Genomic DNA, 23,302 nt, shown 5'->3' on the forward strand with positions numbered 1-23,302 from the left:
CCGGACTCGCTCTCTCACGGCGCGGGAGAGCCGGTCCCCCGGTGCGGCAGATGCGGCATCCGCGAATGGATGTTCTGGTTTGATGCGCTGTGTGTCGCCACACGAACTGCGCATGTCTGTGCTCGGTGAGGTCGGGGCCGCGTTCCGCACCCGGCCGCTGGAGCTGGGCGGACGACGGCAACGGGCCGTGCTCGCCCTGCTGGTCGTCGCCCGGGGCTCGGTCGTCACCCGGGACCGGCTCGTCGAAGGGGTCTGGGGCGGCACGCCGCCGCGCCGCGCCACCGCCGCACTGCACTCCCATGTCTCCCATCTGAGGCGCTGCCTGGAGCCGGAGCGGGCGGCGAGGGCGCGCGGGAGCGTCATCGTCAGCGAGGGAGCGGGGTACGCGCTGCGGCTGGCGGCCGACGCGGTGGACGCCTGGCGGTTCGAGGAGGCGGTGCGGTCCGCCGCGGAGCACGCCGACGAGGGCCGGCCGTCGAAGGCCGTGGCCGTCCTGGAGTCCGGGCTCGCGCTGTGGCGGGGCCCGGCCTACGCGGAGTACGCCGCCGAACCCTGGGCCCACCGGGAGTCCGCCCGCCTCGCCGAACTGCGCGAGCTCGCCCGCGAACAGCTGCTCGCGGCCCGCCTCGCCCGGGGCGAGGACGCCGTCCTCGTACCCGAACTCGACTCCCTGGTCTGCGAGGACCCGCTCCGCGAAGAACGCTGGCGTCTGTTCGCCCTGGCCCTCTACCGGGCCCATCGCCAGGCCGACGCGCTGGACGCGCTCCGCCGCGCGAGGCCCCTGCTGTCCGCCGGCTCCGGCCCCGTCCGGGGGGCCGCCCTGCGTGATCTGGAGGCCGCGATCCTGGCCCAGGACCCCGCCCTCGACGCCCCTGCCCGCCGGGGGCCGCACCCCGCCCCTGCGCCTGCGCCTGCGCCTGCGCGAGCGTCCGCCGTCCCCGGAGCGGAACCCTCAGGCCCCGCAAGCCCCGGCGGACCTGCAAGCCCCGGCGGACCCGCGAGCCCCGCCGAACCCCGCGGACCGGCGGGGCCGGTGTCCCGCCCCGCCCCGCGGGCCGATGTGCTCGTGGACCGCGGCCCCCAGCTCGCCGAGCTGCGCGACAGCCTGCGCTCGGCCCTGGACGGCAGGCCCCGCGTGGTGCTCATCGAGGGTCCGGCCGGCATCGGCAAGAGCCGCCTGCTGGGTGAGGTTGCCGAGCTGGCGGCCGGCGAACGGGTGACCGTCCTGACCGCGACGGGCAGCCGGCGGGAGAAGGACTACGGCTACGGGGCCGTACGCCAGTTGTTCGAGCGGGTGGTGCGCGACCGCGAGGAGTCCCTGCTGACCGGGGCCGCCGTCGCGGCGGGTGCGGTCTTCGGGACGGTGCGCGGGCCGCAGCCGCAGAGTTTCGCGGTGCTGAACGGGCTGTACGAGCTGACCCGGAAGCTGGTGCGGACGGCGGGACCGCTGGTGCTGGCCGTGGACGACCTCCAGTGGTGCGACAGCGGCTCGGTGCGGTACCTGGCGTATCTGGCGGGCCGGCTGGAAGGCCTGCCGGTGCTCATCGCCGTCACCCTGCGCACCGGGGAGCCGTCGCAGGGCGAGGAGTTGCCCGAGGCGTTGACGACGGACCCCTCGGTGGTGCGGATCAGGCCCACCCCGCTGACGGCGGGCGGGGTCGCCGGTCTCGTACGCCGGACGCTCGGCGAGGAGCCGCAGGAGGAGTTCACGGCGGCCTGCCATCGCGCCACGGCCGGGAACCCGCTGCTGCTGCGCCAGTTGCTGCGGGCGCTGCACGCGCGCGGGACCCGGCCCGACGCCGCGCACAGCGGCGAGGTCGCACAGGCCGGGTCGCGGGCGGTGTCCGGGCTGGTGCTGGGCCGGATGGCGCTGCTGCCCGCGGAAGCGCGGGAGGCGGCGCAGGCCGTGGCCGTGCTCGGGGACGGGGCGGCCACGCTCCCCGAGGTGGCGGCGCTCATGGCGCGGCCGGAGGCGGATGCGGCGCGGGCGATCGTGCCGCTCGTACAGGCCGAGATCCTGCGCGAGGGCCACCCGTACGCCTTTGTGCACCCCCTCGTCGGGGATGCCGTCTACCGCGAACTGCCCACTGGAGAGCGGCAGTTGCGCCATGAACGGGCGGCCCGTGCGCTGTCCGCCGCCGGCGCGCCGCCCGAGCGTACGGCGGCCCAGCTGCTGCTCGCCCCGCACCGGGGCGACCCGGACGTGGTGGACATCCTCTGCGCGGCGGCCCGGGAGGCCGCGGGCCGGGGCGCCCCCGACGCCGCCGCCACGTACCTCACCCGCGGGCTCGACGAACCGCCCGCCCCCGAACGCCGCCCCGGGATACTGCTCGACCTCGGGCGCGCCGAGACGCTCGGCAACGGACCGGCCGCCGTGGAGCACCTGCGCCAGGCGTACGACACCCTGGCCGACCCGCGTCGCAGGGCGGCCGCCGCCCTGCTGCTCGCCCGGATCCTGGTCTTCGCCGGCGGCCATGGCCAGGCGACCGAGTTCGCCCGGCGCGCGGCGGCGGAGCTGCCCGCCGGGCTGAGCGACGAACGGCAGGGGCTGCTGGCGCTGGAGCGCATCAGCGGGTTCATGCACGGCCTGGACCAGAAGCTGTGGCGGACCGTCGAGGACCCGGTCGTCGAGGGCGAGGGGCCCGGCGCCCGGATGCTCGCCGCCAACCTCGCCCGGGAGGCGGCCTCGGACGGCAGCGACCGGCCCCGGGCCGTCGCGCTCGCCCGCTTCGCCGTCGCCGACGGCGTGCTTCAGGCGGCCGGCGAGGAGATGCTCTGGTACACCGCCGGCATCGTGCTGCACCTCGCCGACGAGGAGGTCGGCGAGCTCTGGGACGCCGCGGTGGCCCGCGCCGTGGAGCGCGGCTCGCTGTTCTCCGTGCTCGCCACGCACCTGTGGCGCGGCTTCACCCAGTGGCACCACGGAGACCTGCACGCGGCACGGCGGTCGCTGGAGACCGCGGTCGGGCAGTCGGAGACCTGGGGCCTCGCCCCGGGCGCCCCCCAGGGCCGTACCTTCCTGACCGCCGTCCTGCTGGACCTGGGCGACACCGCAGGGGCTCGCGCCTGCCTGGAGCGGATGCGCGGCTGGATCCGGGGCGCGGAGGGCCGGCGGCTGCTCGGGGAGAGCGAGGCGCGGGTGCTGAACGCGGAGGAGCGGTACGAGGAGGCGCTGGCCGCCCTCGACGACATACGGCACCTCCAGCCCGCGGTGGCCAACCCCGCGTGGTGGCCCTGGTCGCTGCTGCGGGTGCGGGCGCTCGCGGGCGCCGGCCGGCGGACCGAGGCGCTGGCCCTGGCCGGGGAGCAGTTGGCGGTCGCCCGCGGGTGGGGGGCGCCCTGCACGGTGGGGCGGGTGCTGCGGGTCGTCGGACAGCTGCGCGGGCCCGAGGGCGAGCCCGAACTCCGTGCGGCGGTCGCCCTGCTGGCGCCCGGTCCGGCGCGGCTGGAGTACGCCCGCGCGCTGTACGCGCTCGCCGGGCACGCGCCCCGGGAAGAGGCCGACGCCCTGCTGAGCCGGGGACGGTCCGTCGCGCGGGAGTGCGGTGCGGCGGGCCTGGTGGCCGCCATGGCCGCCGCGGACGCCGCGGACGCCAAAGATGCCACGGACGCCACGGACGGCACGGCGGCGACCGGAAGCAGCCCCGGGTGAAGCCGGTGCTCAGGAGCAGGCGTACGTGAAAGCGGCCGAGGCCGTCACCGGGTCCGGCGACAGCACTTCAAGCGTGGCGGTGGCCTTCATGGTGCCGTGGCCGTCGAAGCTCCAGCGCAGGACGACCTCGGAGCTCCGGACGTTCTCGCCGACCTCCTGGTGGAGGACGGCGGAGGCCGTGCCGTCACTGCGCTTCCAGCGGTAGTCGACGGTGCCGGGGTTGCCGTCGGTCCTGAGGACGCCGGTGACGATGACCGTCCTCGCACAGCGGCCGGCCTCGGGCGCGGTGACCGTGGCGCCCACCACGTGCAGCGGTGACCGGGCCGCCGCGCAGGAGCGCATGCCCAGTACGACGGCCACGACGACGGCGACCACCACCAGCAGGGACGGCAGCTCGCGCCGCCACCACGGCCGACGGCGGCGGGCGGGCACCCCCGACGGGCCGTCCGGGGTGAGCGTGCCCCGCCAGATCTCCGTCGCCCGGTCGTCGGCCGTGCCGGACGCACCGGGCACCCCGGGCCCGAACCGGGTTTCCCCTTCGGCCGCTCCCGCTTCCGTTCCCGTTCCCGCCGCCGAAGACGGTGGCGGGAGGTGAAGCGTCGCGGCCGGTTCCGCCGGCGGGAGGGTGACGGTGAGATCGGGGTCGTCGGAGCGCGACGCCGGATCGGTACGGACGAACCGCAGTCGCGGGTCCTCGGGAGGTGTGCTCATCGGGGCGGGTCGCAATCGACGGGTGCCGCGGTGGACTGGAAGGAGCCGTTGCCCGAGTCGGCGGCCGGGTCGGTGGTGACCCTGACACCGAGGTAGGCGTAGCGCGTCGGGACGGCGAAGGCGTGGGTGTAGCGGCCCGAGATCTGCGTCTTCCCCTTGGGCAGCGCGACCGGGTCGGTGGCCACGACGCTCCCGACCGCGCCGGCCGAGTCGCTGACGTACCAGCTGAGGTAGAGCGTGCCGTCGGCGGCGCCGTCCGTCGTCACACTGACGGAAGCCACGATGGTGCAGGTGGCCGACGTCGGGCCGACCACGTTGATCTGTGCGGACTTCACATCGAGGGCGGGCGCGGGCGGTGCGGAGGTGCTGCCGCCGCCCGTGGAGCCGCCGCCCGTCGTCGTGCCACCGGTCGTCGTCGTACCACCGCCCGTCGTCGTACCACCGCCCGTGGTGGTCGTACCGCCGCCGGAGGTGCTGCCGCCGGTGGTTCCCGTGCCGCCCGCGGCCGTACCCCCGCCGCTCGTGGTCGTGCCTCCCGCGCCGGACGATCCGCCGCCCGTGCCGCCCGCTCCACCGGACGCGGACCCGGGCGAGGCACTGCCGTCCCCGGACGCCGACGCGGAGGGCGACGCGCTCTTCGAGGCCGACGGGGAACCGTCCGACGCCGAGGGGTCCCCGCCGGGAGAGCCGGCCGACCCGCTCGGAGCGGTCCCGTCGGCGGATCCGTCCGGCCCCGGACCGGACCCGGCCCCGTTCACCTTGTGGTGCCCGGCACCCGCGCCCGTGGCGACCGCCGTCGCCGCGAGGCCGCCGATCACCAGCACCGCCCCCGCCGTCAGTCCGGCCAGCATCTTCCTGCTCCGGCCGGGCATCCGGCGGGCGCCCGGCCCGAGGGTGGTCGTGGCCAGGGCCGTCGTACCCGAGGCGGAACCGTCCGCCGTCGGGAAGGAGAGGAAGAACAGGGCGGCGAGCGCGGCGAGTTCACGCCGGCCGCGCTCCTCCCACTCCTCGCCGTACGCGGCCCCCGCGACGGCTTCGAGTTCCTCGACGAACGCCGCCGCGCTCTCCGGGCGGTCCTCAGGGGTCTTGGCCAGGCCCCTGCGGATCAGCGGGCGCACCGGCTCGGGAGCCAGCTCGTCCGGGATCGGCGCCTCGATGTGCTGGACCGCCAGCTCGGCCAGCGTCCGGCCCGGGTAGGGCTTCATTCCGGTCAGGCACTCGAAGAAGGTCGCCGTCGCCGCGTACACGTCGGTCGCCGGTGCGGACTCACCGCCGGTCCACTGCTCGGGCGCCATGTAGGTCGGGGTGCCGCAGGCTCCTGCGGCCACCCCGCTCGGCACCGCGATGCCGAAGTCCACGAGCTTCGAGGAACCGTCGGCGGCGACCAGGACGTTGTCCGGCTTGTAGTCGCGGTGCACGACCCCCACCGCGTGGGCGGCCGCGAGGCCGAGCAGCGAGCCCTTGAGGACGGCGAGCGCGGCCTCCGGGGTGGTGGCGCCGTGCTCCCGCAGCAGCTTGCGCAGGGGTACGCCGTCCACGAGTTCCATGACGATGGCGGCGCCGCGCGGGTTCTCGACGTACTCGTACAGCTCCACGACATGGGGCGAGCTGAGCTCGCCCAGCAGCCGGGCCTCGGCGCGGAACACCTCGCGGAAGGCGGGGTCGTCACAGAGCTTGTCGGCGAGGTACTTGATCGCCACCCGGGCGCCGGTCGTGTCGTGCGTGGCCAGGACCACGCGCCCGCTGGCCCCGGAACCCAGTTCCTTGTCATGTGTGTAGCCGGAGACCGCCCACTGGTCCCCGGCGCGTGTCGCTTCGCCCATGTCCTTCGCCCCCCGGCCCGTCCCCCCGGCCGCCCCCGTCAGTTCGTCGCGCGTCTGGTTCGGCCGCGGAACGGATGATGCGCCATCGGTCTTGCGAACCGCTTGCAAGCCGATCGCAAGTCGGCCGTCGGATTCTCGTCCCGGCGGCGCGTCGTACGCCGGTCACGCAGGAGGGAATCGGCGTACGACGCCGTCCTGGGCGGTTTCCCCACCGGCCAGGGCGTGCAGGGACCGCTGGGCACGCGCGTGTTCGAGGCGGGCCGGGCCGTCGGCCAACAGGGCGAGCGCCTCCCGGAGTTCGGGTCCGCCGTCGGGCCCGCGCGCCTCGCCGCACAGCCGCAGCACCCGGCCGACGGTGCCGGGCGCGCCCCACCTGCGGGCCATCGACAGCTGTTCCCGCGCCAGCCGTACGGCCCGGTCCCGCTCACCCAGCCCGGTCAGCGCCCGTACCCGCAGCAGATCCCCGTCCCACCACACCGGGTTCACCACGTCCGGCTGGAGCCGGCGTACGCCGTCCAGCACGGCCAGCGCCTGTGCGTACCGGCCTTCGGCGATCAGCACCCGCGCCTCGCTCTCCCCGCGCAGCCGCGCCCCCTCGGCGCCCCCGGTCCGCGCCCTCATCCGCTCCAGACAGGCCCGCGCGCCGGCGATGTCCCCGAGGTCCAGCAGGACCCCGGTCAGGAACGCGCGGCACTGCGGGGCGCCGGGCGTGACCCCCCACGCGCCGAACTGTTCGAGCGCGGTTTCGAGCGACCGGCGGGCCTGGTGCAACTCGCCGTGCCGCCACTGCGTGAACCCGTTCCACAGGTGCGCCGAGAGCGTTCCGATCAGCGACCCCCGCTGCCCGGCGTACGTCAGCGTCTCCTCCCACAGCAGCCTGACGTCGTCGTCGGCCAGGTGCAGCACGACGCCCGCCGTGCACCACGAGAGCACCCTTCCGCTGCGCAGCAGCACCCGGTCCGTGAGCGCGAACCGGGCCGCGGCGACGGCCGCGGCACGGTCGAGCCCCCGCGCGGTGGCGTCCCTCGCCACCTCGGCGGCGAGCATGCGGGCGCCGGGCCCGTCCCCGACGGGGGGTGGCACCGGGTCGTCCGTGCCGCCGCCGATGGTGTACAGCCCGTGCGCGAAGGCGCCGAGCCGCGCCAGGGCCAGCAGCCCCTGCCGCTCGTCGGCCGGATCGCCGACCGTACCGTCCGCGGCTGCCTGCCCGACGGTCTGCGCGGTGGCCTGCCCGGCGGCCTGCGCGGTGGCATGCCCGGCGACCTGACCGACGGACTGCGCGGCGGTCTCCCCCGCGACCTGCCCGGTGGGCAGTTCCGCGGCCGCCCGGGTCGCGAACTCGGCCGCCTCGCCGGGCCTGCCGGTGTAGACCAGGGTCTGCGCGAGCAGGCACGCCGCGCCGCCGCGCGGGGGTGACGACGTCTCGTACGCCTCCCGCAGGTGACGGGCCGCCGCAGGCCCGTCGACGAGTGCTTCGGCCCGCCCCAGTTCCAGGAGCACCGCGGGCCGGACGTCCGGCGTGGGCGGCTCCAGCAGCGCGCGGTTGAGCAGGGTGGCGGCCGTGTCGTGCGCGCCGCGGGCGGCCGCGCGGGCCGCGGCGGTGCGCAGGACGCCGACCGCCCAGGGCTCGCCCCGGCAGGGGGCCAGGAGCAGATGCCCGGCGGTCCGCTCCGGAGCCGTACCGGCACGGTCGAGGAGCCTTGCCGCCCTTTCGTGCAGGGCCGGACGCTCCCGCGGCGACAGCATCCGCAGCACGGCCTCGCCGGCCAGGGGATGGACGAAGGCCAACGGGTACTGGTCACGGACCACTTCCGCCCGTACGAGGGCCGCCGTCGCGGTGGCCACGTCCTGCTCGGGCAGGTCCGTGAAGGCGGCGACCGCCGGCAGCGAGGCCCCGCCTTCCCCGCTGCCGCCGTCAGCGCTGCCGCCGTCGAGAACCGCGACCGCCCGTACGACGGCCGTGGCGGCGGGCGGCAGCCGGTCCAGCACGGTGAGCACGAGGTCGGAAACGGCACGGACACCCGACTCCGCCACGGCGACGGCGGGGTCGGCCCCCGCCCTCGCCGTCGCCGTGGTCTCCAGGGCCCCGAGGACGTCTGTCAGCAGCAGCGGCAGACCGGCCGACACCCGGTGGCAGGCACGTTCGACCTCCTCGTCCGCCGTGCCGCCGGGCAGCCGGCGTACCAGCCGGGCGACGCCCGCCGCGCTCAACGGCTCGGGCCGGACGTGCACCACCGTCGGGTCCTGCGCGAGGTCGGCGAGCACCCGCTCGCTCTCGCGCCGGGCAGGAGGCTCCCCGGCGCGCAGCGCGGTGACGACGAGGACCGGCAGGTTCTGGATACGCGGCAGGAGATGGGCCAGGAAACGCAGGGATGCCGTGTCGCACGCCTGGAGGTCGTCCACGAGGAGGAGCAGGGGCCGCCGTGCCGGGTGGTCGTCGGTGACCAGGCGCTCGACGATCCGGTAGAGCCCGTGCAGGACGTCGAAACCGTCGGGCCGGTCGGCGATCCGCCCGTCCAACACCGGCATGCTCCCGGCCGTGGCCGGCAGCATGCCGTCGTACTCGGCGACCACCACGTCGAGCAACCGGCGTACGACGTCGTGGGCCTCGCGCGGGCGGCCTCCCTGGGAACCTCGCACGTCACCGCCCTGCGCACCGTGCAACTCACCGGCTTGCCCACCGGCTTGCCCACCGCCCTGCTCACCGGCTTGCTCACCACCCTGCGCACCGTGCCGCTCACCGGCTTGCTCCCCGTACCGCTCACCACCCTGCGCACCGTGCCACGCACCGCCCTGCCCACCGGTTTGCTCGCCGCCCTGCTCCCCGTACCGCTCACCGGCTTCCTCCCCGTACCGCTCACCACCCTGCTCACCGTGCCACGCACCGCCCTGCCCACCCGGCCCCTCACCGCCCCGCCCACCCGGCCACCCGCCGCCCCGCTCTCGCCGCGCGGACCCCGGTGCCGCCTCCGCGCGGGTCTCCGGACCGCCGCCGACGTCCAGCACCCGAACCCCCCACTCCCTGCCCAGCCGCCCCGCCTCCGCCAGCAGTGCGCTCCGGCCGATCCCTGCCGGACCCTGGACACACACCAGCCCGCCGTGGCCCGCGACCGTGTCCGCCAGGCATTGCCGCAGCTCGGCCAACTCCTTTTCCCGTTCCACCAGTCGGTCGGACTCGAAGGCAGCCACGGACGCGGGTGCGGACGTGTGCGGAGCAGACGGCAGGGGCTCGGCGGAACGCGGCGCGTGGGACAGGATCTCGGCCTCGACGCCGCGCAGGGCGGGGCCGGGGTCGATGCCCAGCCGGTCGGCGAGGGTGCGGCGGGCACGGCGGAGCACGGCGAGGGCCTCGGGCCGGCCATGGGCGCGGTGGTGGGCGAGGGCCAGCAGGGACCAGCGCTCCTCGCGCAGGGGTTGCCCGGCGACGAGGCCCTCGGCTTCGGCGAGCAGGGCCTCGGTGTGCTGGCCGCACTCCAGGCGGGCGGCCAGCAACTGTTCCCGCACCATCTCACGCAGTTCTTCCAGGCGGGCCGCCTCCGCCCGTGCCCACGGCCCGTCCGCGAACCCGGCGAAGGCCGGGCCCCGCCAGAGGGCGAGCGCCTCGGTGAGCAGTGCCGCCCGCTGTGCCGGCGGCCCGGCCTGCCCGGCCTGTCTGAGCAGCGCCTCGAACCGCCAGGCGTCGACCTGGTCCGCGGCGAGCCGGATCGCGTATCCGGCGCCTTCCCACACGATGACATTCCTGCGGGTACCGGCCGCCCGGGCCGGTTCCAGTTCCCTCCGCAGCCGCGAGACGTACGCCTGCAGGGCACCGACCGCGCTCGGCGGCGGACCCTCGCCCCACACCGCGTCGATCAGCCGGTCGCCGGTGACCACGGCGCCCCGTGCCACCACCAGCAGCGCGAAGACCGCGCGTGGCCTGGGCCCGCCGAGGCTCAGGGCCCGCCCGTCGTGCGTCGCGGTCAATTCACCGAGCACACCGACCCGGAGCCCGGCAGCCCTGCGAGGCTCCGGTCCCGGGGCGCTCGGTCTCGGCCCCTCTCCGTCGGCGTGCTCCATACGTCCCCACTCACTGTCGGCCGTACGGCCGTATGACCGATTGGACCATGTCGGGGAGCCGATGGACATGCCCTGTTCGTATCGGTATGGCCCTACGCACCTCCGGAGAAAACGGACGCCCGCGCTCTATGACGTCAGTCACAGCGCTCGGCCGACCAACCGGCTTGCTTAGTAGATGCCACATGGAAGACATGTGGAGATTTGTCCGTCTTGGTGCTGATGTGGACGCCGACGCACACTCCGGAATCCCGCCCGGCCGACCGGCACGCCCACCACCCCGTTCCGGCAGGGTTCCTGACATCGCGACAGCTTTTCCTCCCGCCGCCACAGGCGGGCCGGGGGGCCCGCGCACCGTCCCGGCGAGGTCCCGGGACCTACGAGGCGGCGTAGTGGCGGGGCCCTTTGCGCTCCCTGTGAAGCCGTTCTAAGAATGGCGACCCACAGGACGTCGCCGCAGTTCGGAACCGGTGTTCACGCCGAGTCGACCACGCACCGGGTGCTCGGCGTCACCGAGTGAGTAGGAGCCCCCCACATGAACTCGTCCCGAACGTCCGCGAGGCCCCTCGCCGTCGCTCTCGCTCTAGGCCTGGGTCTGGCCTCCAGCCTGCTGGGCGCGGCGGTGCCGGCGAGTGCCCGAACGGCCGCCGCCCCGCCGGCCGCCGCCGGTACGTCCGTGGCGCGGTACGACGGGTCGGGTGAGGAGGCCGCGAACAACAAGGCGTTCTTCGAGGCCGTGCTCAAGTCGGTCGCCGAGAAGCGCGCCGCCCAGCCGAACGCGCAGGCGGTGACCGTCTCCTACAACGCCTCCCGGGCACCGAGCTTCCGTTCCCAGATAGCGAGCGCGGCCGCGATCTGGAACAGCTCCGAGTCCCACGTCAAGCTCCAGGAGGCGTCGAGCGGTGCCGACTTCTCCTACTACGAGGGCAACGACCAGCGCGGGTCGTACGCCTCCAGCAACGGCCACGGAAGCGGCTACATCTTCCTTGACTACACCCAGAGCCGGCAGTACGACGCGGTCCGCGTCGTCGCCCACGAGACCGGGCACGTGCTGGGCCTGCCGGACGACTACAGCGGGCCGTGCAGCGAGCTGATGTCGGGCGGCGGCGCCGGCCCGTCCTGCACCAACCGCTACCCGAACGCCGCCGAGCGCTCGCGCGTCGACCAGCTGTGGGCCGCCGGACCCGCGCAGGCCCCGGGCACGGTGAACCAGCCCGCCACCCAGCCGGGCACGGCACCATCGGTACCGTCGACACCATCGGTACCGACGGTACCGACCGTGACCCCGGGCCAGGGTCCGTGGGGCTCGCTCCTCGGCGTGCCCTGGAGCTGACCGCGTTCCCGGACGGGAAACCCCACCCACCGGCCCACCGATGACAGCGGTGGGCCGGGGGGTGGCCGGCGAGCGGCCGGTTCGCGGACTCAGTCCACGGTGAACGAGTAGTAGTAAGTGGCCAGTTGGATGCCGGAGCGGGTCGTCGCGTAGACCTGGAGGCCGTAGGAGCCGTCCGAGGGCGGCGTCCAGTCGATGTCCGCGGTGCCGGCGGCTCCCGCGGCGACCGTGACCTCCGGTTCCGTGTCGAAGGAGTACGTGTAGCTCGCGACGCCCTGCACCTTCGGCGTGAACGTGAAGGTGCCCGGGACGCCCGCACCGCCGCCGGAACCGTTCTCGGGGTAGACGGCGGAAGCGACGGTGGGAGTCGTGTCGTAGTCGATGCCCCAGAATGCCGGGTCGCTGAGCCAGCCGTTCGCGCTCTTGCTGGTCACGTCCACACGCTCGCCGTTGATGCCGTCGATCGTGAGTTCTGCCGTCGCCGTGCCGTCGGCCGCCGCCGCGACGTCGAAGGTCTTGTCGCCGTCCGGGCCGCCGATGGTGTGCACGGAGTAACTGACGACCGGGCTCCTCGACTGGAGCGCGGCGTCGGGCCGGAGCGTCAACGTGGTCGTGTCGCCGAACCCGGGCGACGGGTCGGCCGGGGTGATGGTGGGCGCCGTATCGCTGACGAGGAACCTGTAACTGGCCGTGTCCGACGGGTTGAAGGCCCGGGCCTCGACCGGCGGCCTCCTCTTTCCCGGGCAAGGGCGCCCAATGTTCACAGATCATCAACCGGGCCGACACCGATCCGGCCATTCTGTGACGGCGGCTATGTCTTGACTGTGTGCTCTCGCTCCTCTGGAAGGTGTTCGCACATGGCCAAAAAGAGACGTGCCAGCGTTGTTGCAATATCGGTGGCGGCGGGTGCGGTCGGGGTCAGCCTCGTGCTGTCCGCCGGTGCCGCCGACGCCAGTGGCGGTGTCGGCGGCTGGGCTTCGGTGCCGGCAGTCACCGACGCCCGCGGTGTGACCGCTCCGAACGTCCTGTCGCCCGGGCTCGCCGAGCACCCCGTCGCGCAGGGCTCCCTGAAGCTGGAGAACCCGACCGACCAGGTCCCGTACTACGGCTACCTCGGCGACGGCACGCTGCTGCCCGACCCCGCCGTCAAGCAGGCCCCGGGCGTGAAGATCGAGGCGAGCAAGACCGAGCCCGACAAGAACACCTACCTGCGGATGTCCGGCCTGCACGGCGCCGACCCGTCGTACCGGTACGGCAAGCACTTCCTCTTCCAGGGCCACGAGGGCGCTCAGGCCGGGTACATCACCCGCATCAACCTCGACGCCGACCAGGCCCACCGCGTGACGCTGCTGGCCACCAAGGAGACCGACGGCACGGCGCTTCCCGCCATCGACGGCTCCACCTGGGACCCCTGGGCCAAGCGGCTGCTGTTCACGTCCGAGGAAGGAGCCGACGGCGCGGTGCTCCAGGCCACCCCGGACATCGACTCGAAGGTCCAGGACATCTCCTTCGTCACCGGCCGGGCCGGCTACGAGGGCATCCAGAACGACTCGGCCGGCAACCTGCTGATGGTCGAGGACAGCGGCGGTGCCACGGTCGCCACCAAGACGAAGGTTCCCAACAGCTTCGTCTACCGGCTGGTCCCCTACGACAAGCACGACCTCACCAAGGGCGGCAAGCTCCAGGCGCTGCAGGTGGTCTCCCGCCGCAGCGGCTCGCCCATCGCCTACCAGGGCGTCGACAGCGCGCACCCCACCGGCGGGGCGTTCACCGACGACCAGAAGGACCTGAGCAACTACGGTCCGGCCCTGAGCACCCACTGGGTGACCATCCACGACACCAAGACCGACGCCAGCGGGAAGGCGTTCGACGCCAACGCCCTGGCGAAGTCGTTCAAGGCGACCCCGTTCAAGCGTTCGGAGAACGGTCAGTTCCGCCCCGGCACGGACTTCCGCGAGTTCTACTTCGACGCCACCGGTGACACCAACACCACCAGCACGGCCAACGACGGCTACGGCGGCTGGGGCACCCTGTACAAGCTCACCCAGAGCGACCCGCGCTCCAACGACGGCAAGCTCAGCGTCTTCTACGCGGGCGACAAGGCGCACACCGGCATCGACAACGTGACGTTCCTCGACCGCACGCACGTCGCCTTCGTCGAGGACGCCAGCGACACCGTGCACGCCCAGCGGGACGCCCTCGACTCCGGGTACGTCTTCACCACGACGACCGACTACTCGCGCGGCGCGCAGCCGGTGCGCTTCCTGGCCGAGGGCCGCGACCCGTCGGCGACCCTGGACAGCATGCTGTCCTCGGTGAACGGCGGCATCCAGAACGACGGTGACAACGAGATCACCGGCATCCACGTCTCCGACGGCGACCCGGGCACGGACGGCATCCTCGGCGCCAAGGTGCCGACCCTGTTCCGTGACGGCTGGCGGCTGTTCTGGACCCAGCAGCACGGCGACAACACCACGTGGGAGATCACCCCGGCCGACAAGTAGGGGTGAGGCCGACTGGGGCGGGACAGCGACCGATCCGCTCGTCCCGCCCCATCGCCGCGCCAAGAAAGAACATCACCGGAAACCGCGGCCGTCGCGAGTCGGCCGTATGCCGGGAACCTCGGCCCGGTGTCCCCGTCCTCCTGCGTTCCGGCGGATACGGGCCGTGTCAGAAACCGCGCGCCGGGCCATGGCGGAAGCCGCCGCGGCCGGTCACAGACCGGTGATCTCCCCGGCCTTCTTGCGCACGGCGTCGAGTGCGTCCACCACGGCGTTGTGCCGGCGCTCGCGCGCCGCCCGGTCCGCCGGCACCAGCCGCTCGGCGGCCTGCACGGCGTAGGCGTCCGGATCGCCGAAGGCAGTCCGTGGATGCTCACCCGTCTCGGCGCAGTGCGCCGTCACTTCCTTGACCGCCTGGAGCACGACCGCCCGGTCCACGCCCGGCCGCATGGCCAGCCGTACCTGGAAACGCGCCATCCACTTCTCACGGTCCTTCTCCTCCGGCCCGTCCGTCGTCCGGTCCTTCCGCGCCATGTGATCTCCCGGGTGATCGGTGTCCGTCCGTCATGGATGTGGACGCCGGAGCATGGAAACGGGTTGCGGAAGCTGGAACTTGACGGGTTTGAGATGGCTGCCGGGGAGAGCCGTGCCACTCCTGGCTCGGGAGGCGTCGGAAACGCCGACGCTCCCCTCGACACAGCGACGCAGCGACGCAGCGTTCTCCGTGAACGGGTCGGGCCGTCCCGGGACCTGGCAGCCGCGCGCCGACGTCATCGCGAGCAACGGCGACGACGTCGGCGGCGGTTTCCCCAAGGTACGGACGCTGCGGGCGCGAGGCAGAGCTCCACCCAGTCCTTCGGGCGCGCCGATGGAGTCCTCTGCGCTACCCGCCGCTGCCCGGGCAGAAGTCGGTCACCTTCCTTCCGGACGCCCTGACCGGCGACCCCGGCGTGGGCGGTGACTGGGGCGACCCGACGAGACGGTGGCGGCGCACACCTGCGCACCACGGACGTCGTCACCAGCCGAGCATGTCCTCGTCGGCTCGCGCGGCCCGGGGCTGCTCGACCGGGGGCGCGCCGTGGCAGGTGAAGCCGAGCCGGGTCAGCGCCCGGCGCATCTCGACGGACGTGAAGTCCCGGCGGTTCTGCCTGGTGATCACCTCTCCGACCTGCATCACGGGGTAGATCTGACCGTTGATGGTCACGGACACGCCGGTCACGGGTTCGGGGGTGATGCCGTTCATCGACTGCTCGACCTCGCTCTTGCGCAGGTCGAAGGGGAAACGAGCGATGACACAGCGCATGGATGCCTCCGCGGGGATGAGTGAGAACGCCGGGGTACGACTCTGGAGATGCCGGACGCGCGACGGCGGCCGGACGGGCCGGTCAGGGTGTGAGAGCGAGGACGCCCAAGGCGTAGCCGTGCTCGTCGACCACGGGGGAGACGTTCAGTGTCCGTGTCCGCATGGCGGATTCCGCGTCGCCGAGTGCGGCCGTCGACGCGGTGAACGGCCCACGGTCGAGCGGGATGTCCCGCAGCCGGGTCCGGTCGCTGAACCACGAGCCGCCCCGGTGCGCGGCGAGCTGGGACCGGGTGACCAGTCCCGCGCACCGCCCGTCCTCGTCCTGGAGGAGCAGGTGCGTGACGCGGGCTCCGATGAGCACGGACAGGGCCACGTCGACCGCCATGTGGTCGTCGACCTGCGGCCCGGGAGCGTGCAGCATGGCGTCGCGGGCGGTCAGACCGGTGCCGTCGGCCGGGCCGGACCGGTGTGCTCGGTACGAAAGCGGCGTCATCGGCGTCATCGGCGTCCTCGGCGTCAAGGGCTTCTCCTCTTCGTTGGGGCGGGCAGGAAGGCCGCGTCTCGGCCTGAGTGCTGGGAGCGGCGGCGCGTCGCCCGTGGCCGGGCTATGTGGTGGACCCGGGGGCGGAGCGCCGCGTTCGGGCTGCGGCCCGGCCGTTCCCGCCCGGTCCGGCGGCCCGGCCCCGGCGGTCACGGCCGGCGGACCTCTTGCCCTCGCGGGGCGCGGCGGGCGGTGCGGGAAGGGTGACGGGCACGCCGGAGGGCGTGCGTGCGCCGGTGATGGCATGCAGTTCGGGTGCGCCGGGGCGGATCCGTGCGGTACGCGCGGTGATGCCGGCGTCGGCCAGCAGACGGTCCACCGCGCGACGCTGGTGCGGCAGGACGAGGGTGACGACGGTGCCGGACTCGCCGGCGCGGGCGGTACGGCCGCCGCGGTGCAGGTAGTCCTTGTGGTCGCCGGGCGGGTCGACGTTCACGACGAGGTCGAGGTGGTCGACGTGAATGCCGCGGGCCGCGACGTTGGTGGCCACCAGGACGGTGACCTGGCCTTCCTTGAACCGGGCGAGGGTCCGGGTGCGCTGTGCCTGGGACCTGCCGCCGTGCAGGGCCGAGGCGTGCACGCCGACGGACAGCAGGTGCGTGGTGAGCCGGTCCACGGCGTGCTTGGTGTCCAGGAACATGATCACGCGTCCGTCGCGGGCGGCGATCTCGGTCGCGGTGGTGTCCTTGTCGCCGTCGCGTACGTGCAGCAGATGGTGCTCCATCGTGGTGACACCGCCCGCCGGCGGGTCGACCGAGTGCACCACGGGGTCGTGCAGATAGCGGCGCACCAGGAGGTCGATGTCACCGTCCAGGGTGGCCGAGAACAGCAACCGCTGCCCGCCGGAGGGGACTTGGTCGAGCAGCGTGGTCACCTGCGGGAGGAAGCCCATGTCCGCCATCTGGTCGGCCTCGTCCAGGACGGCGACGGCGACCCGGTCCAGCCGGCAGTCACCCCGTTCGATGAGGTCCTTGAGGCGGCCGGGTGTCGCGACGACCACCTCGGCGCCGCCGCGCAGGACACTCGCCTGACGGCCGATCGACATGCCGCCCACCACGGTGGCGAGCCGCAGCCCCAGGGCACGGGAGTAGGGGGTGAGCGCGTCGGTGACCTGCTGGGCCAGTTCCCGGGTGGGGACGAGGACGAGGGCGAGCGGCTGCCGGGGTGCGGCGCGGCGCCCGTCGAGGCGGGCCAGCACCGGCAGGCCGAAGGCGAGCGTCTTGCCCGAGCCGGTACGGCCCCGGCCGAGGACGTCCCGGCCCGCGAGCGCGTTCGGCAGCGTGGCCGCCTGGATCGGGAACGGCACGGTCACGCCCTCGGCGCGGAGCGCCGCCAGCAGCCGTGCGGGCATGTCCAGTTCGGCGAACGTCTCGGCCGCGGGCAGCGGCTCGGTCAGGGTGACGGGCGTGGCGAACTCCTGCCGGCGTGGGGCGGAGCGCGCGCCCTGGCCGCTCTTGCGCCCGGTCCCCGGACCAGGACCCGGCCGACCCGTCTCCTGCGCTCGGAAACGGCCGGCGCGAGCGGATCCTGCCGAACGCGCGGCACTGCCGTCCGCGCGGTGGTGACCGGAACTGCCGCCGGTGCGACGGGTGCGGTTCATGACGGAACCTTCCTCGATGCGGCGCATCGAGGAATTCCGTCCGACAGCGGGCAGCCGTACGAGGAATCGCAGAATGAGCCGAAGAAAAAACGGAAAGCCGGGCTTCTCGTTGTCGAATCCGGGACTGCCTCAGTCCGGACACCCAGAAGGCCCCGGAAAATCGAGTATCGGAATGTCCGAATGTCCGGGTACCCGGGTAACGCAATGGCTGGGGCCCGCACCCCAAGAGCGCGGGCCCCAGCCATACGATGCGCGAGCCACCGGCTCGCGACGATGCGCGTCAGCCTCAGGCAGCGACGATGTTCTCGGCCTGCGGGCCCTTCTGGCCCTGCGTGACGTCGAAGCTGACCTTCTGGCCTTCCCGAAGCTCGCGGAAGCCGCCGTTGCTGATGATGTTCGAGTAGTGGGCGAACACGTCAGCGCCGCCACCGTCCTGCTCGATGAAGCCGAAGCCCTTTTCCGCGTTGAACCACTTCACGGTGCCAGATGCCATATTGAATCTCCCTCGGGGGCAGTGCCGGACCCCGCACTTTGCGGGGTCGAGTCGCCGCTATGATCACCCCTCCGGAAGAATCCGGAAAGCTTTGCAAAGAAAAACCTATGGCAACCAAAACTGCAACGGCTATCACACTAACACAGTCCGGGAGGAACCGGCCATACGCTTTCGCGCCCGCCCGGCGATTCTCATCCCATCGGAATAGGTATTTCTGCACCGGCGGAACTAGGTATTCGCGTCACCCTCGTCCAGCTTCCGGGGCGTTTCCCGGTTCAGGCGGAGGGCGTCGTCCGACTGGTCCTCCACGGAGATGACGCGGCGCCGGCGAGCCGCGCGGAGCCGGGTCAGCGCCTCTGGCCGCAGGCCCGTCTCTCACCGTCGCCGGGAAAGAGGCGGCGTGGGCCCCGTTTCCCGGCCGGGGGCCGCCGCCTACGCGCGCAGCAGCCGTTGGGTGAGCTCCCGGTACTGCCGCAGCGCCTCCCGCAGTTCGGCGGAGTCCGTTTCGGGGGCCCGGTCCTGCCAGCCGGCCCGGAGCACCCGCCGCGTCTCCGAAAGGGCGTTCGCCAGCTGGGCGGCGGCTTCGTCGAAGGCGCCCTCGGCCTCTTCCAGCGCCTCGCGCGGGGTGTCCGCGAAGGTGTTGACGGCGTGTCCGAGGCGGCGCACGATCTCGTCCCGTGCTTCCGGGGGGAGCAGCGGCTCCGGGCCCGCGGTACGGCGTCCGTCCGGTCCCGGGGTCCGGTCCGGGGGCTGCTGGGCGCGTGTCTGGTCGTACATCGTGGTGTGCACCGCTTCCGTTTGCGACGGGGGCACCGCCTCAAGGCGCCCTTCGCCTTCTCGACGGCCTGCTGCAGGCTTCCGGAGACCCGGTCGCCCCTGCCCTTCCCGGCCCTCAGCCGTCCCGCCAGTCAACGTCCGGCGACGATACGTGTCAACGCGGCGCCGGCCAGGGCGCCTCCGGCCGAAGGCCGTACATCAGCGGAAGCCCGGCATCCCCGGCCCGAGTAGCACGGTGGGCGGCACGAGGGCGCGTCGCGGCTGTCCGACAGGTCGTCACCCGCACACCACCCGGCCCCGGGAGCAGTCCGCGACCCGGGCCGCACCTCCGTCCCAGCGGCCTTCGCCGAGGCCAAGGCCCCCTCCACGCGGCCCAGTCGCCCCTTGGCGATCAGCCGCCGGACACCGCCTCGCGGGTCCTGGGCCACGGCGGCGACTTCCGTGCCTACGGTCTGACCGCCCCGCTGTGGGCGGGACTTGCCCGCATGCGCTGTTCGACCGGGTTGGCCCGGAGCGTCCATTCGCCGTGCCACGTGCTCAGTGAGAGCGCCTCCCGCACCCGACGGCACGACCGGCCTCCACCCGGTGGCCCCTCGCCCCGCTCTCCGTCCGGGGCGACGCGTGCGGGGCGTCGCCGAGGCGTCCCCGACGGCACCGGTCCGTCCGGTGCCCGTCCAGGCCCCACGCCGATGAGGCGACGGCGGCCCTGGTGCGCCGTAGGCCGTACGCCCCACTCCGATGGCCGCAGCACACTTCCCGGTCTGCCGGCGGCTGCCGGGGCCGCGTGCGGGCCGTTCCCCTGCGTTCACGCCTGTGCGGCTGTCCGGCCTGTCCGGCCTGCCCGGCCGCCGGATCTCGGTCGCACGCCCACGGCCGCCGCCGTGGGGAGAGAAACCGAGACGGAAGGGGTCTGCCCGGCCAGGACGCGACCGGCGAGGCGCATCCGGCTCATGCCCGACCCACGGCGTCAGGCGCCTCGGTCGTGGTTGCGAGCGTGTCGAAACGGTCCACCGTGATCACCCTCTTGCTAACGTCCGCATCGCCTAAATGGTTCACAAAGGGCATATTTCGCCCTCGCTGGTGATCGAGAGGAGACGGACCATGAACGACTTTTCCCGTCGCAAAGTGCTCAAGGCGACGGCGGTCGCCGGTGCCGGCGCTGTCGTCGTGCCCGGCGTCGCGGCCGCCGAAGCCCCCGGTACGAGTGCCGCGACCACGGCCTCCGCGAGCGGGGCGTACGGGGCGAAGTGCCCGCCGGCGCAGCTGACCGGCCGCATCGTCCGCCCCGAAGACCCCGGTTACACGGACGCGCGCCTCGGCTGGGACCAGCTCTTCTCTCACTATCCGCTGGTCATCGTCTTCGCTCAGAACACCCAGGACGTGGTCAACGCCCTGACGTGGGCGCGGCAGAACGACGTCGCGCTGCGGATCCGGAGCGGCCGGCACAGCCTTGAGGGCTGGTCGAACGTCGACAGCGGCCTCGTGATCGACATCAGCGAGCTGAAGTCGGTCCACATCGACAGCGCCGCTCGTGTCGCGACGGTCGGCGCCGGACTCAACCAGCTCGAAGCGGTGACCACACTCGCGAAGCAGAACTTCGCGGTGACGACAGGGACCGAAGGCAGCGTGGGCCTGGCCGGGGCGACGCTCGGCGGCGGCCTGGGCTTCTTCACCCGCTGGCTCGGCATGGCCTGCGACAGCCTGATCGGCGCCGAGGTCGTAGTCGCGGAAGGCGCCGAGTGCGCCAAGGTGATCAAGACCGATCTGAACAACAACCCGGACCTGCTCTGGGCGCTGCGTGGAGCGGGAAACGGCAACTTCGGGATCGTCACCTCACTCACCTACAAGCTGGCCCCGCTGAAGAGCGTCACGTATGTGCAGGCCGCCTGGGACGGAATCGGCGACCTGCGCAGGGTCTTCGACGCCTGGCAGCGCACCGCGCCGTACACCGACGACCGCCTCGGCACCCAGCTCGAAGTGCACCCGAAGCAGATCCTGCTGTTCGCGGTCCTCGCGGAAGGAACACCTGAGGAGGCGAAGAAGCTGCTGGCCCCGATCCTGTCGGTCGACAGCCCGCAGGTGTCGGTGCAGGAAGGAAACTGGGGCCAGGTGTATTCGGGATTCCAGATCCCGACGGAGAAGGAACCCGCGAACTGGAAGTTCTACTCGCAGTTCACCAGGAAGCCGTTCCCGGGCAAGGCGATCGACGTGATCTCCTCGTTCATGCGGGACGCGCCCACGGACGACAGCAACTTCTTCACCCAGGCGTTCGGAGGGGCGGTCAGGAGAAGCCCCCGCGGCGGCACAGCGTTCCCGCACCGCGACGCGATCTTCTACTCCGAGCCCGGCGCCGGCTGGGGAACCCGTTCCGACCAGCCGGGTGTCTGCGACCCGCTCACCCCGCAGGCCCAGGCCTGGATCGCCGAATTCAGCCAGGCACTGCGCCCCTACGTGGACGGCGCCTACGTCAACGTGCCGAACATCGGCATGCAGGACTGGGAGACCGCGTACTGGGGATCCAACTTCGCCCGACTGCGAAGGATCAAGGCGGCATACGACCCGCACAACGTCTTCCAGTACGACCAGAGCATCCCGCCCGCGACCCGCTGACCGAGCCCGACCTGGACCCCTGAGCGGGAACCACGTCCGCGAATCGCGGGCCCGGTGCGTCCCGCCGGCCTTCGACGGCTCCGGACCCCCAGCGGCCGGGCCTGCACGGTCTGACGGTGTGACTCCGACCACAGCCAGCCCCCGGGTCGATGACCTGGGGGTTCGTAGTGGAAAGGGTGACGGGCACCGAACTCGCGCTCTCAGCTCGGCAAGCGACGGCGCCTGCGCGGGCTCATACGCCCCGAGCCGGACGTACGGCCGCTCCCGATGACCGGCCCACCGCCCCGGGCGGGCGGGAACCGGCCCAGCTCCGTCGCGTCGCTCGCACGGCAGATGGCGCTGTCGTCATCCCGGCCGCGGGACTTCCGGCCCGTGCTCTCGTCCGGCCGCCGCAAGGCGCTCCGGGTGGCCAGCACCCACGCGGTCAGCTGGAACCGGACCTGCCGGCCGCCTCGTCCGCGGCACGACGGTACTCGGCGTTGATGCGCTGAGCTTCCTCGAGCTGGTCCTCGAGGATGACGATGCGGCAGGCGGCCTCGATCGGCGTGCCCTTGTCGACGAGCTCGCGGGCGCGAGCGGCGATCCGCAGTTGGTAGCGGGAGTACCGGCGATGTCCTCCCTCCGAGCGGAGCGGAGTGATCAGGCGAGCCTCGCCGATGGCTCGAAGGAAGCCCGGGGTGGTGCCGAGCATCTCGGCTGCCCGGCCCATCGTGTAGGCGGGGTAGTCGTCGTCGTCAAGAAAATCACTAAGAGGGTTGTCCGCTGTCATGTCACCTCGCTGCGCAACGCGTCGAGGGGCCTTGGTGCCGTACGGCACCAAGGCCCCGAAGGAAATTCAACACCATCTGTCGGCCCTACTGCTGTGCCGACCTTCTGTTTCCGCTACCCGGCCCCGCGGAGGGCGGGGGTGCGGGGGGATCGCAGCTGCTTGACCGGGGACCACCATCCATTCCGGGGCCTTGCGGTACCCGGGCCGAGTGCTTCTCGGACCGGGCGATCCTGATGGCGTCTGCTCCTCCGTTCCTCTCTGAACCAACCACTGGATGAATCGGCACTGCGGTACTGCTGCGGCAGCTCCTCGACGTGCGAGCCGCCCAGTGCGGCTCCCAGCACCGTCGCCATTCTGGGAACACCTCGGCTTCGAGGCTCAGGAGCCGCACTGACCTGCGAACTTCGTGTACTGCTACCCGCCAGTTCGTTTCTGCCGGGTCTCGTTCGACCGCTTTCTATGACAGGAAGCATAACCACACCGGGAGGGAATGTCTACTCTGGCAAGAGTAGATTTCACCTCTATGGCAGAGCAGGAATCCTGCCACCCGGGACGATGGCCTCCGCCGCGGCCGTCCCGCGCGGCACCACGGCGGACAGCCTCCTCGCCGCTCCGCCGGCAGCCGCCTCCCGCCCTCCGCGGAGCCGCTCCCCCGCCGCGGGGCGGCTCCGGGGCAGGCAGCTGAATAGGATCTGCCTCATGTCGAACCCTGATGAACTGCTTGTCGCCCTCTCCGCCGCGGTGGAGTCCGAGCGAAGCAATCAGATGTCGCTGACCGTGGTCGTCGGCGGCGCCGTCATCACCGGCCGGCTGGCCCCCGAGGCCGTGTGGAGGGAGCGGGTGGCCGAGGTCCTGAAGGAATCGGACCGCCTCGGCCAGTTCTCCGACGTCTTCGCCGGCGGCCCGCGAGGGGAACGGCCCGGCCGTGGCGGGGAGCCCACGCATCTGCATTTCCATCTCGCCCGGATCCTGCAGGGCAGCCTCGGCATCCCGGAGACGGGCGGCATGTACCGAGTCGCGATCAAGGACGTCAACGCATGGACCGTGGGTGATTTCAGCTACTTCGACAAGTGAGAGGCTGTGCCCGCCGCCCCGCCACTCGGCGCTCGGCGCTCGGCGCTCGGCGCTCGGCGCTC

General features: G+C 73.0%; 16 protein-coding genes. 5 read left to right on the top strand and 11 right to left on the bottom strand.

From position 1 onward, the window contains the following. Positions 1-112 precede the first annotated feature (112 nt). Positions 113-3,652, top strand: a complete 3,540-nt coding sequence (locus LQ326_RS35960; protein WP_268207981.1) for an ATP-binding protein — start codon at positions 113-115, stop codon at positions 3,650-3,652. 9 nt (positions 3,653-3,661) lie between these two features. On the opposite strand, the gene LQ326_RS35965 is transcribed toward LQ326_RS35960, so the two are convergent. From LQ326_RS35965 to LQ326_RS35975, 3 genes are all read right to left on the bottom strand, one after another. Then, the gene (locus LQ326_RS35965; RefSeq protein ID WP_234543264.1) at positions 3,662-4,363 is read right to left on the bottom strand and encodes a hypothetical protein; all 702 of its coding nucleotides are present in this window, start codon (positions 4,361-4,363) and stop codon (positions 3,662-3,664) included. Further along, entirely contained in the window at positions 4,360-6,186 is a 1,827-nt protein-coding gene (locus LQ326_RS35970) for a serine/threonine-protein kinase (protein WP_234543265.1), read from the bottom strand. Before LQ326_RS35970 ends, LQ326_RS35965 begins: the two co-directional genes overlap by 4 nt. 162 nt (positions 6,187-6,348) lie before the next feature. Then, positions 6,349-10,149, bottom strand: coding sequence for an ATP-binding protein (locus LQ326_RS35975; RefSeq protein WP_234543266.1), 3,801 nt, complete (start codon positions 10,147-10,149; stop codon positions 6,349-6,351). 625 nt (positions 10,150-10,774) lie between these two features. On the opposite strand from LQ326_RS35975, the gene snpA reads away from it, so the two are divergent. Continuing rightward, positions 10,775-11,572: a snapalysin gene (gene snpA, locus LQ326_RS35980; RefSeq protein ID WP_234543267.1), complete on the top strand. Its 798-nt coding sequence runs from the start codon at positions 10,775-10,777 to the stop codon at positions 11,570-11,572. A gap of 89 nt (positions 11,573-11,661) precedes the next feature. On the opposite strand, the gene LQ326_RS35985 is transcribed toward snpA, so the two are convergent. Beyond that, positions 11,662-12,177: a hypothetical protein gene (locus LQ326_RS35985; RefSeq protein WP_234543268.1), complete on the bottom strand. Its 516-nt coding sequence runs from the start codon at positions 12,175-12,177 to the stop codon at positions 11,662-11,664. 252 nt (positions 12,178-12,429) lie between these two features. Between LQ326_RS35985 and LQ326_RS35990 the strand changes: the two genes are divergently transcribed. Next, a complete protein-coding gene (locus tag LQ326_RS35990; RefSeq protein WP_234543269.1) occupies positions 12,430-14,076 on the top strand; it encodes a hypothetical protein in 1,647 nt (548 codons plus the stop codon). A gap of 210 nt (positions 14,077-14,286) precedes the next feature. Here the strand turns inward: LQ326_RS35990 and LQ326_RS35995 are convergent, their stop codons facing one another. From LQ326_RS35995 to LQ326_RS36020, 6 genes are all read right to left on the bottom strand, one after another. Then, positions 14,287-14,607: a hypothetical protein gene (locus LQ326_RS35995; protein ID WP_234543270.1), complete on the bottom strand. Its 321-nt coding sequence runs from the start codon at positions 14,605-14,607 to the stop codon at positions 14,287-14,289. A gap of 481 nt (positions 14,608-15,088) precedes the next feature. Beyond that, the gene (locus tag LQ326_RS36000) at positions 15,089-15,376 is read right to left on the bottom strand and encodes an SCO5918 family protein (RefSeq protein WP_234543271.1); all 288 of its coding nucleotides are present in this window, start codon (positions 15,374-15,376) and stop codon (positions 15,089-15,091) included. 82 nt (positions 15,377-15,458) lie between these two features. Then, positions 15,459-15,878: a CBS domain-containing protein gene (locus tag LQ326_RS36005; protein WP_372497043.1), complete on the bottom strand. Its 420-nt coding sequence runs from the start codon at positions 15,876-15,878 to the stop codon at positions 15,459-15,461. A 103-nt stretch (positions 15,879-15,981) separates the two neighbouring features. Beyond that, positions 15,982-17,517, bottom strand: a complete 1,536-nt coding sequence (locus LQ326_RS36010; RefSeq protein WP_234543273.1) for a DEAD/DEAH box helicase — start codon at positions 17,515-17,517, stop codon at positions 15,982-15,984. 286 nt (positions 17,518-17,803) lie between these two features. Continuing rightward, complete coding sequence (locus LQ326_RS36015; RefSeq protein ID WP_181807290.1) at positions 17,804-18,010, bottom strand: cold-shock protein; 207 nt, start codon at positions 18,008-18,010, stop codon at positions 17,804-17,806. Positions 18,011-18,442: 432 nt separating this feature from the next. Next, complete coding sequence (locus LQ326_RS36020) at positions 18,443-18,787, bottom strand: hypothetical protein (protein WP_234543284.1); 345 nt, start codon at positions 18,785-18,787, stop codon at positions 18,443-18,445. 1,101 nt (positions 18,788-19,888) lie between these two features. On the opposite strand from LQ326_RS36020, the gene LQ326_RS36025 reads away from it, so the two are divergent. Continuing rightward, the gene (locus LQ326_RS36025) at positions 19,889-21,397 is read left to right on the top strand and encodes an FAD-binding oxidoreductase (protein WP_234543274.1); all 1,509 of its coding nucleotides are present in this window, start codon (positions 19,889-19,891) and stop codon (positions 21,395-21,397) included. Between the two features lie 424 nt (positions 21,398-21,821). Here the strand turns inward: LQ326_RS36025 and LQ326_RS36030 are convergent, their stop codons facing one another. Then, complete coding sequence (locus tag LQ326_RS36030) at positions 21,822-22,166, bottom strand: MerR family transcriptional regulator (protein WP_234543275.1); 345 nt, start codon at positions 22,164-22,166, stop codon at positions 21,822-21,824. 699 nt (positions 22,167-22,865) lie between these two features. Between LQ326_RS36030 and LQ326_RS36035 the strand changes: the two genes are divergently transcribed. Next, the gene (locus tag LQ326_RS36035; RefSeq protein ID WP_234543276.1) at positions 22,866-23,240 is read left to right on the top strand and encodes a GvpU-like protein; all 375 of its coding nucleotides are present in this window, start codon (positions 22,866-22,868) and stop codon (positions 23,238-23,240) included. The last annotated feature ends 62 nt before the right edge of the window (positions 23,241-23,302 follow it).

The organism is Streptomyces shenzhenensis (assembly GCF_021462265.1).
Classification (GTDB): domain Bacteria; phylum Actinomycetota; class Actinomycetes; order Streptomycetales; family Streptomycetaceae; genus Streptomyces; species Streptomyces shenzhenensis.

Bases quoted from the DNA above. Each gene is read 5' to 3' on its own strand.
- LQ326_RS36005 (WP_372497043.1), bottom strand. From the start codon at position 15,878: ATGACGCCGATGACGCCGCTTTCGTACCGAGCACACCGGTCCGGCCCG.
- LQ326_RS36010 (WP_234543273.1), bottom strand. From the start codon at position 17,517: ATGAACCGCACCCGTCGCACCGGCGGCAGTTCCGGTCACCACCGCGCG.
- LQ326_RS36020 (WP_234543284.1), bottom strand. From the start codon at position 18,787: ATGTACGACCAGACACGCGCCCAGCAGCCCCCGGACCGGACCCCGGGA.
- snpA (WP_234543267.1), top strand. From the start codon at position 10,775: ATGAACTCGTCCCGAACGTCCGCGAGGCCCCTCGCCGTCGCTCTCGCT.
- LQ326_RS36025 (WP_234543274.1), top strand. From the start codon at position 19,889: ATGAACGACTTTTCCCGTCGCAAAGTGCTCAAGGCGACGGCGGTCGCC.
- LQ326_RS36030 (WP_234543275.1), bottom strand. From the start codon at position 22,166: ATGACAGCGGACAACCCTCTTAGTGATTTTCTTGACGACGACGACTAC.
- LQ326_RS36035 (WP_234543276.1), top strand. From the start codon at position 22,866: ATGTCGAACCCTGATGAACTGCTTGTCGCCCTCTCCGCCGCGGTGGAG.
- LQ326_RS35960 (WP_268207981.1), top strand. From the start codon at position 113: ATGTCTGTGCTCGGTGAGGTCGGGGCCGCGTTCCGCACCCGGCCGCTG.
- LQ326_RS36015 (WP_181807290.1), bottom strand. From the start codon at position 18,010: ATGGCATCTGGCACCGTGAAGTGGTTCAACGCGGAAAAGGGCTTCGGC.
- LQ326_RS35965 (WP_234543264.1), bottom strand. From the start codon at position 4,363: ATGAGCACACCTCCCGAGGACCCGCGACTGCGGTTCGTCCGTACCGAT.
- LQ326_RS35990 (WP_234543269.1), top strand. From the start codon at position 12,430: ATGGCCAAAAAGAGACGTGCCAGCGTTGTTGCAATATCGGTGGCGGCG.
- LQ326_RS35970 (WP_234543265.1), bottom strand. From the start codon at position 6,186: ATGGGCGAAGCGACACGCGCCGGGGACCAGTGGGCGGTCTCCGGCTAC.
- LQ326_RS35995 (WP_234543270.1), bottom strand. From the start codon at position 14,607: ATGGCGCGGAAGGACCGGACGACGGACGGGCCGGAGGAGAAGGACCGT.
- LQ326_RS36000 (WP_234543271.1), bottom strand. From the start codon at position 15,376: ATGCGCTGTGTCATCGCTCGTTTCCCCTTCGACCTGCGCAAGAGCGAG.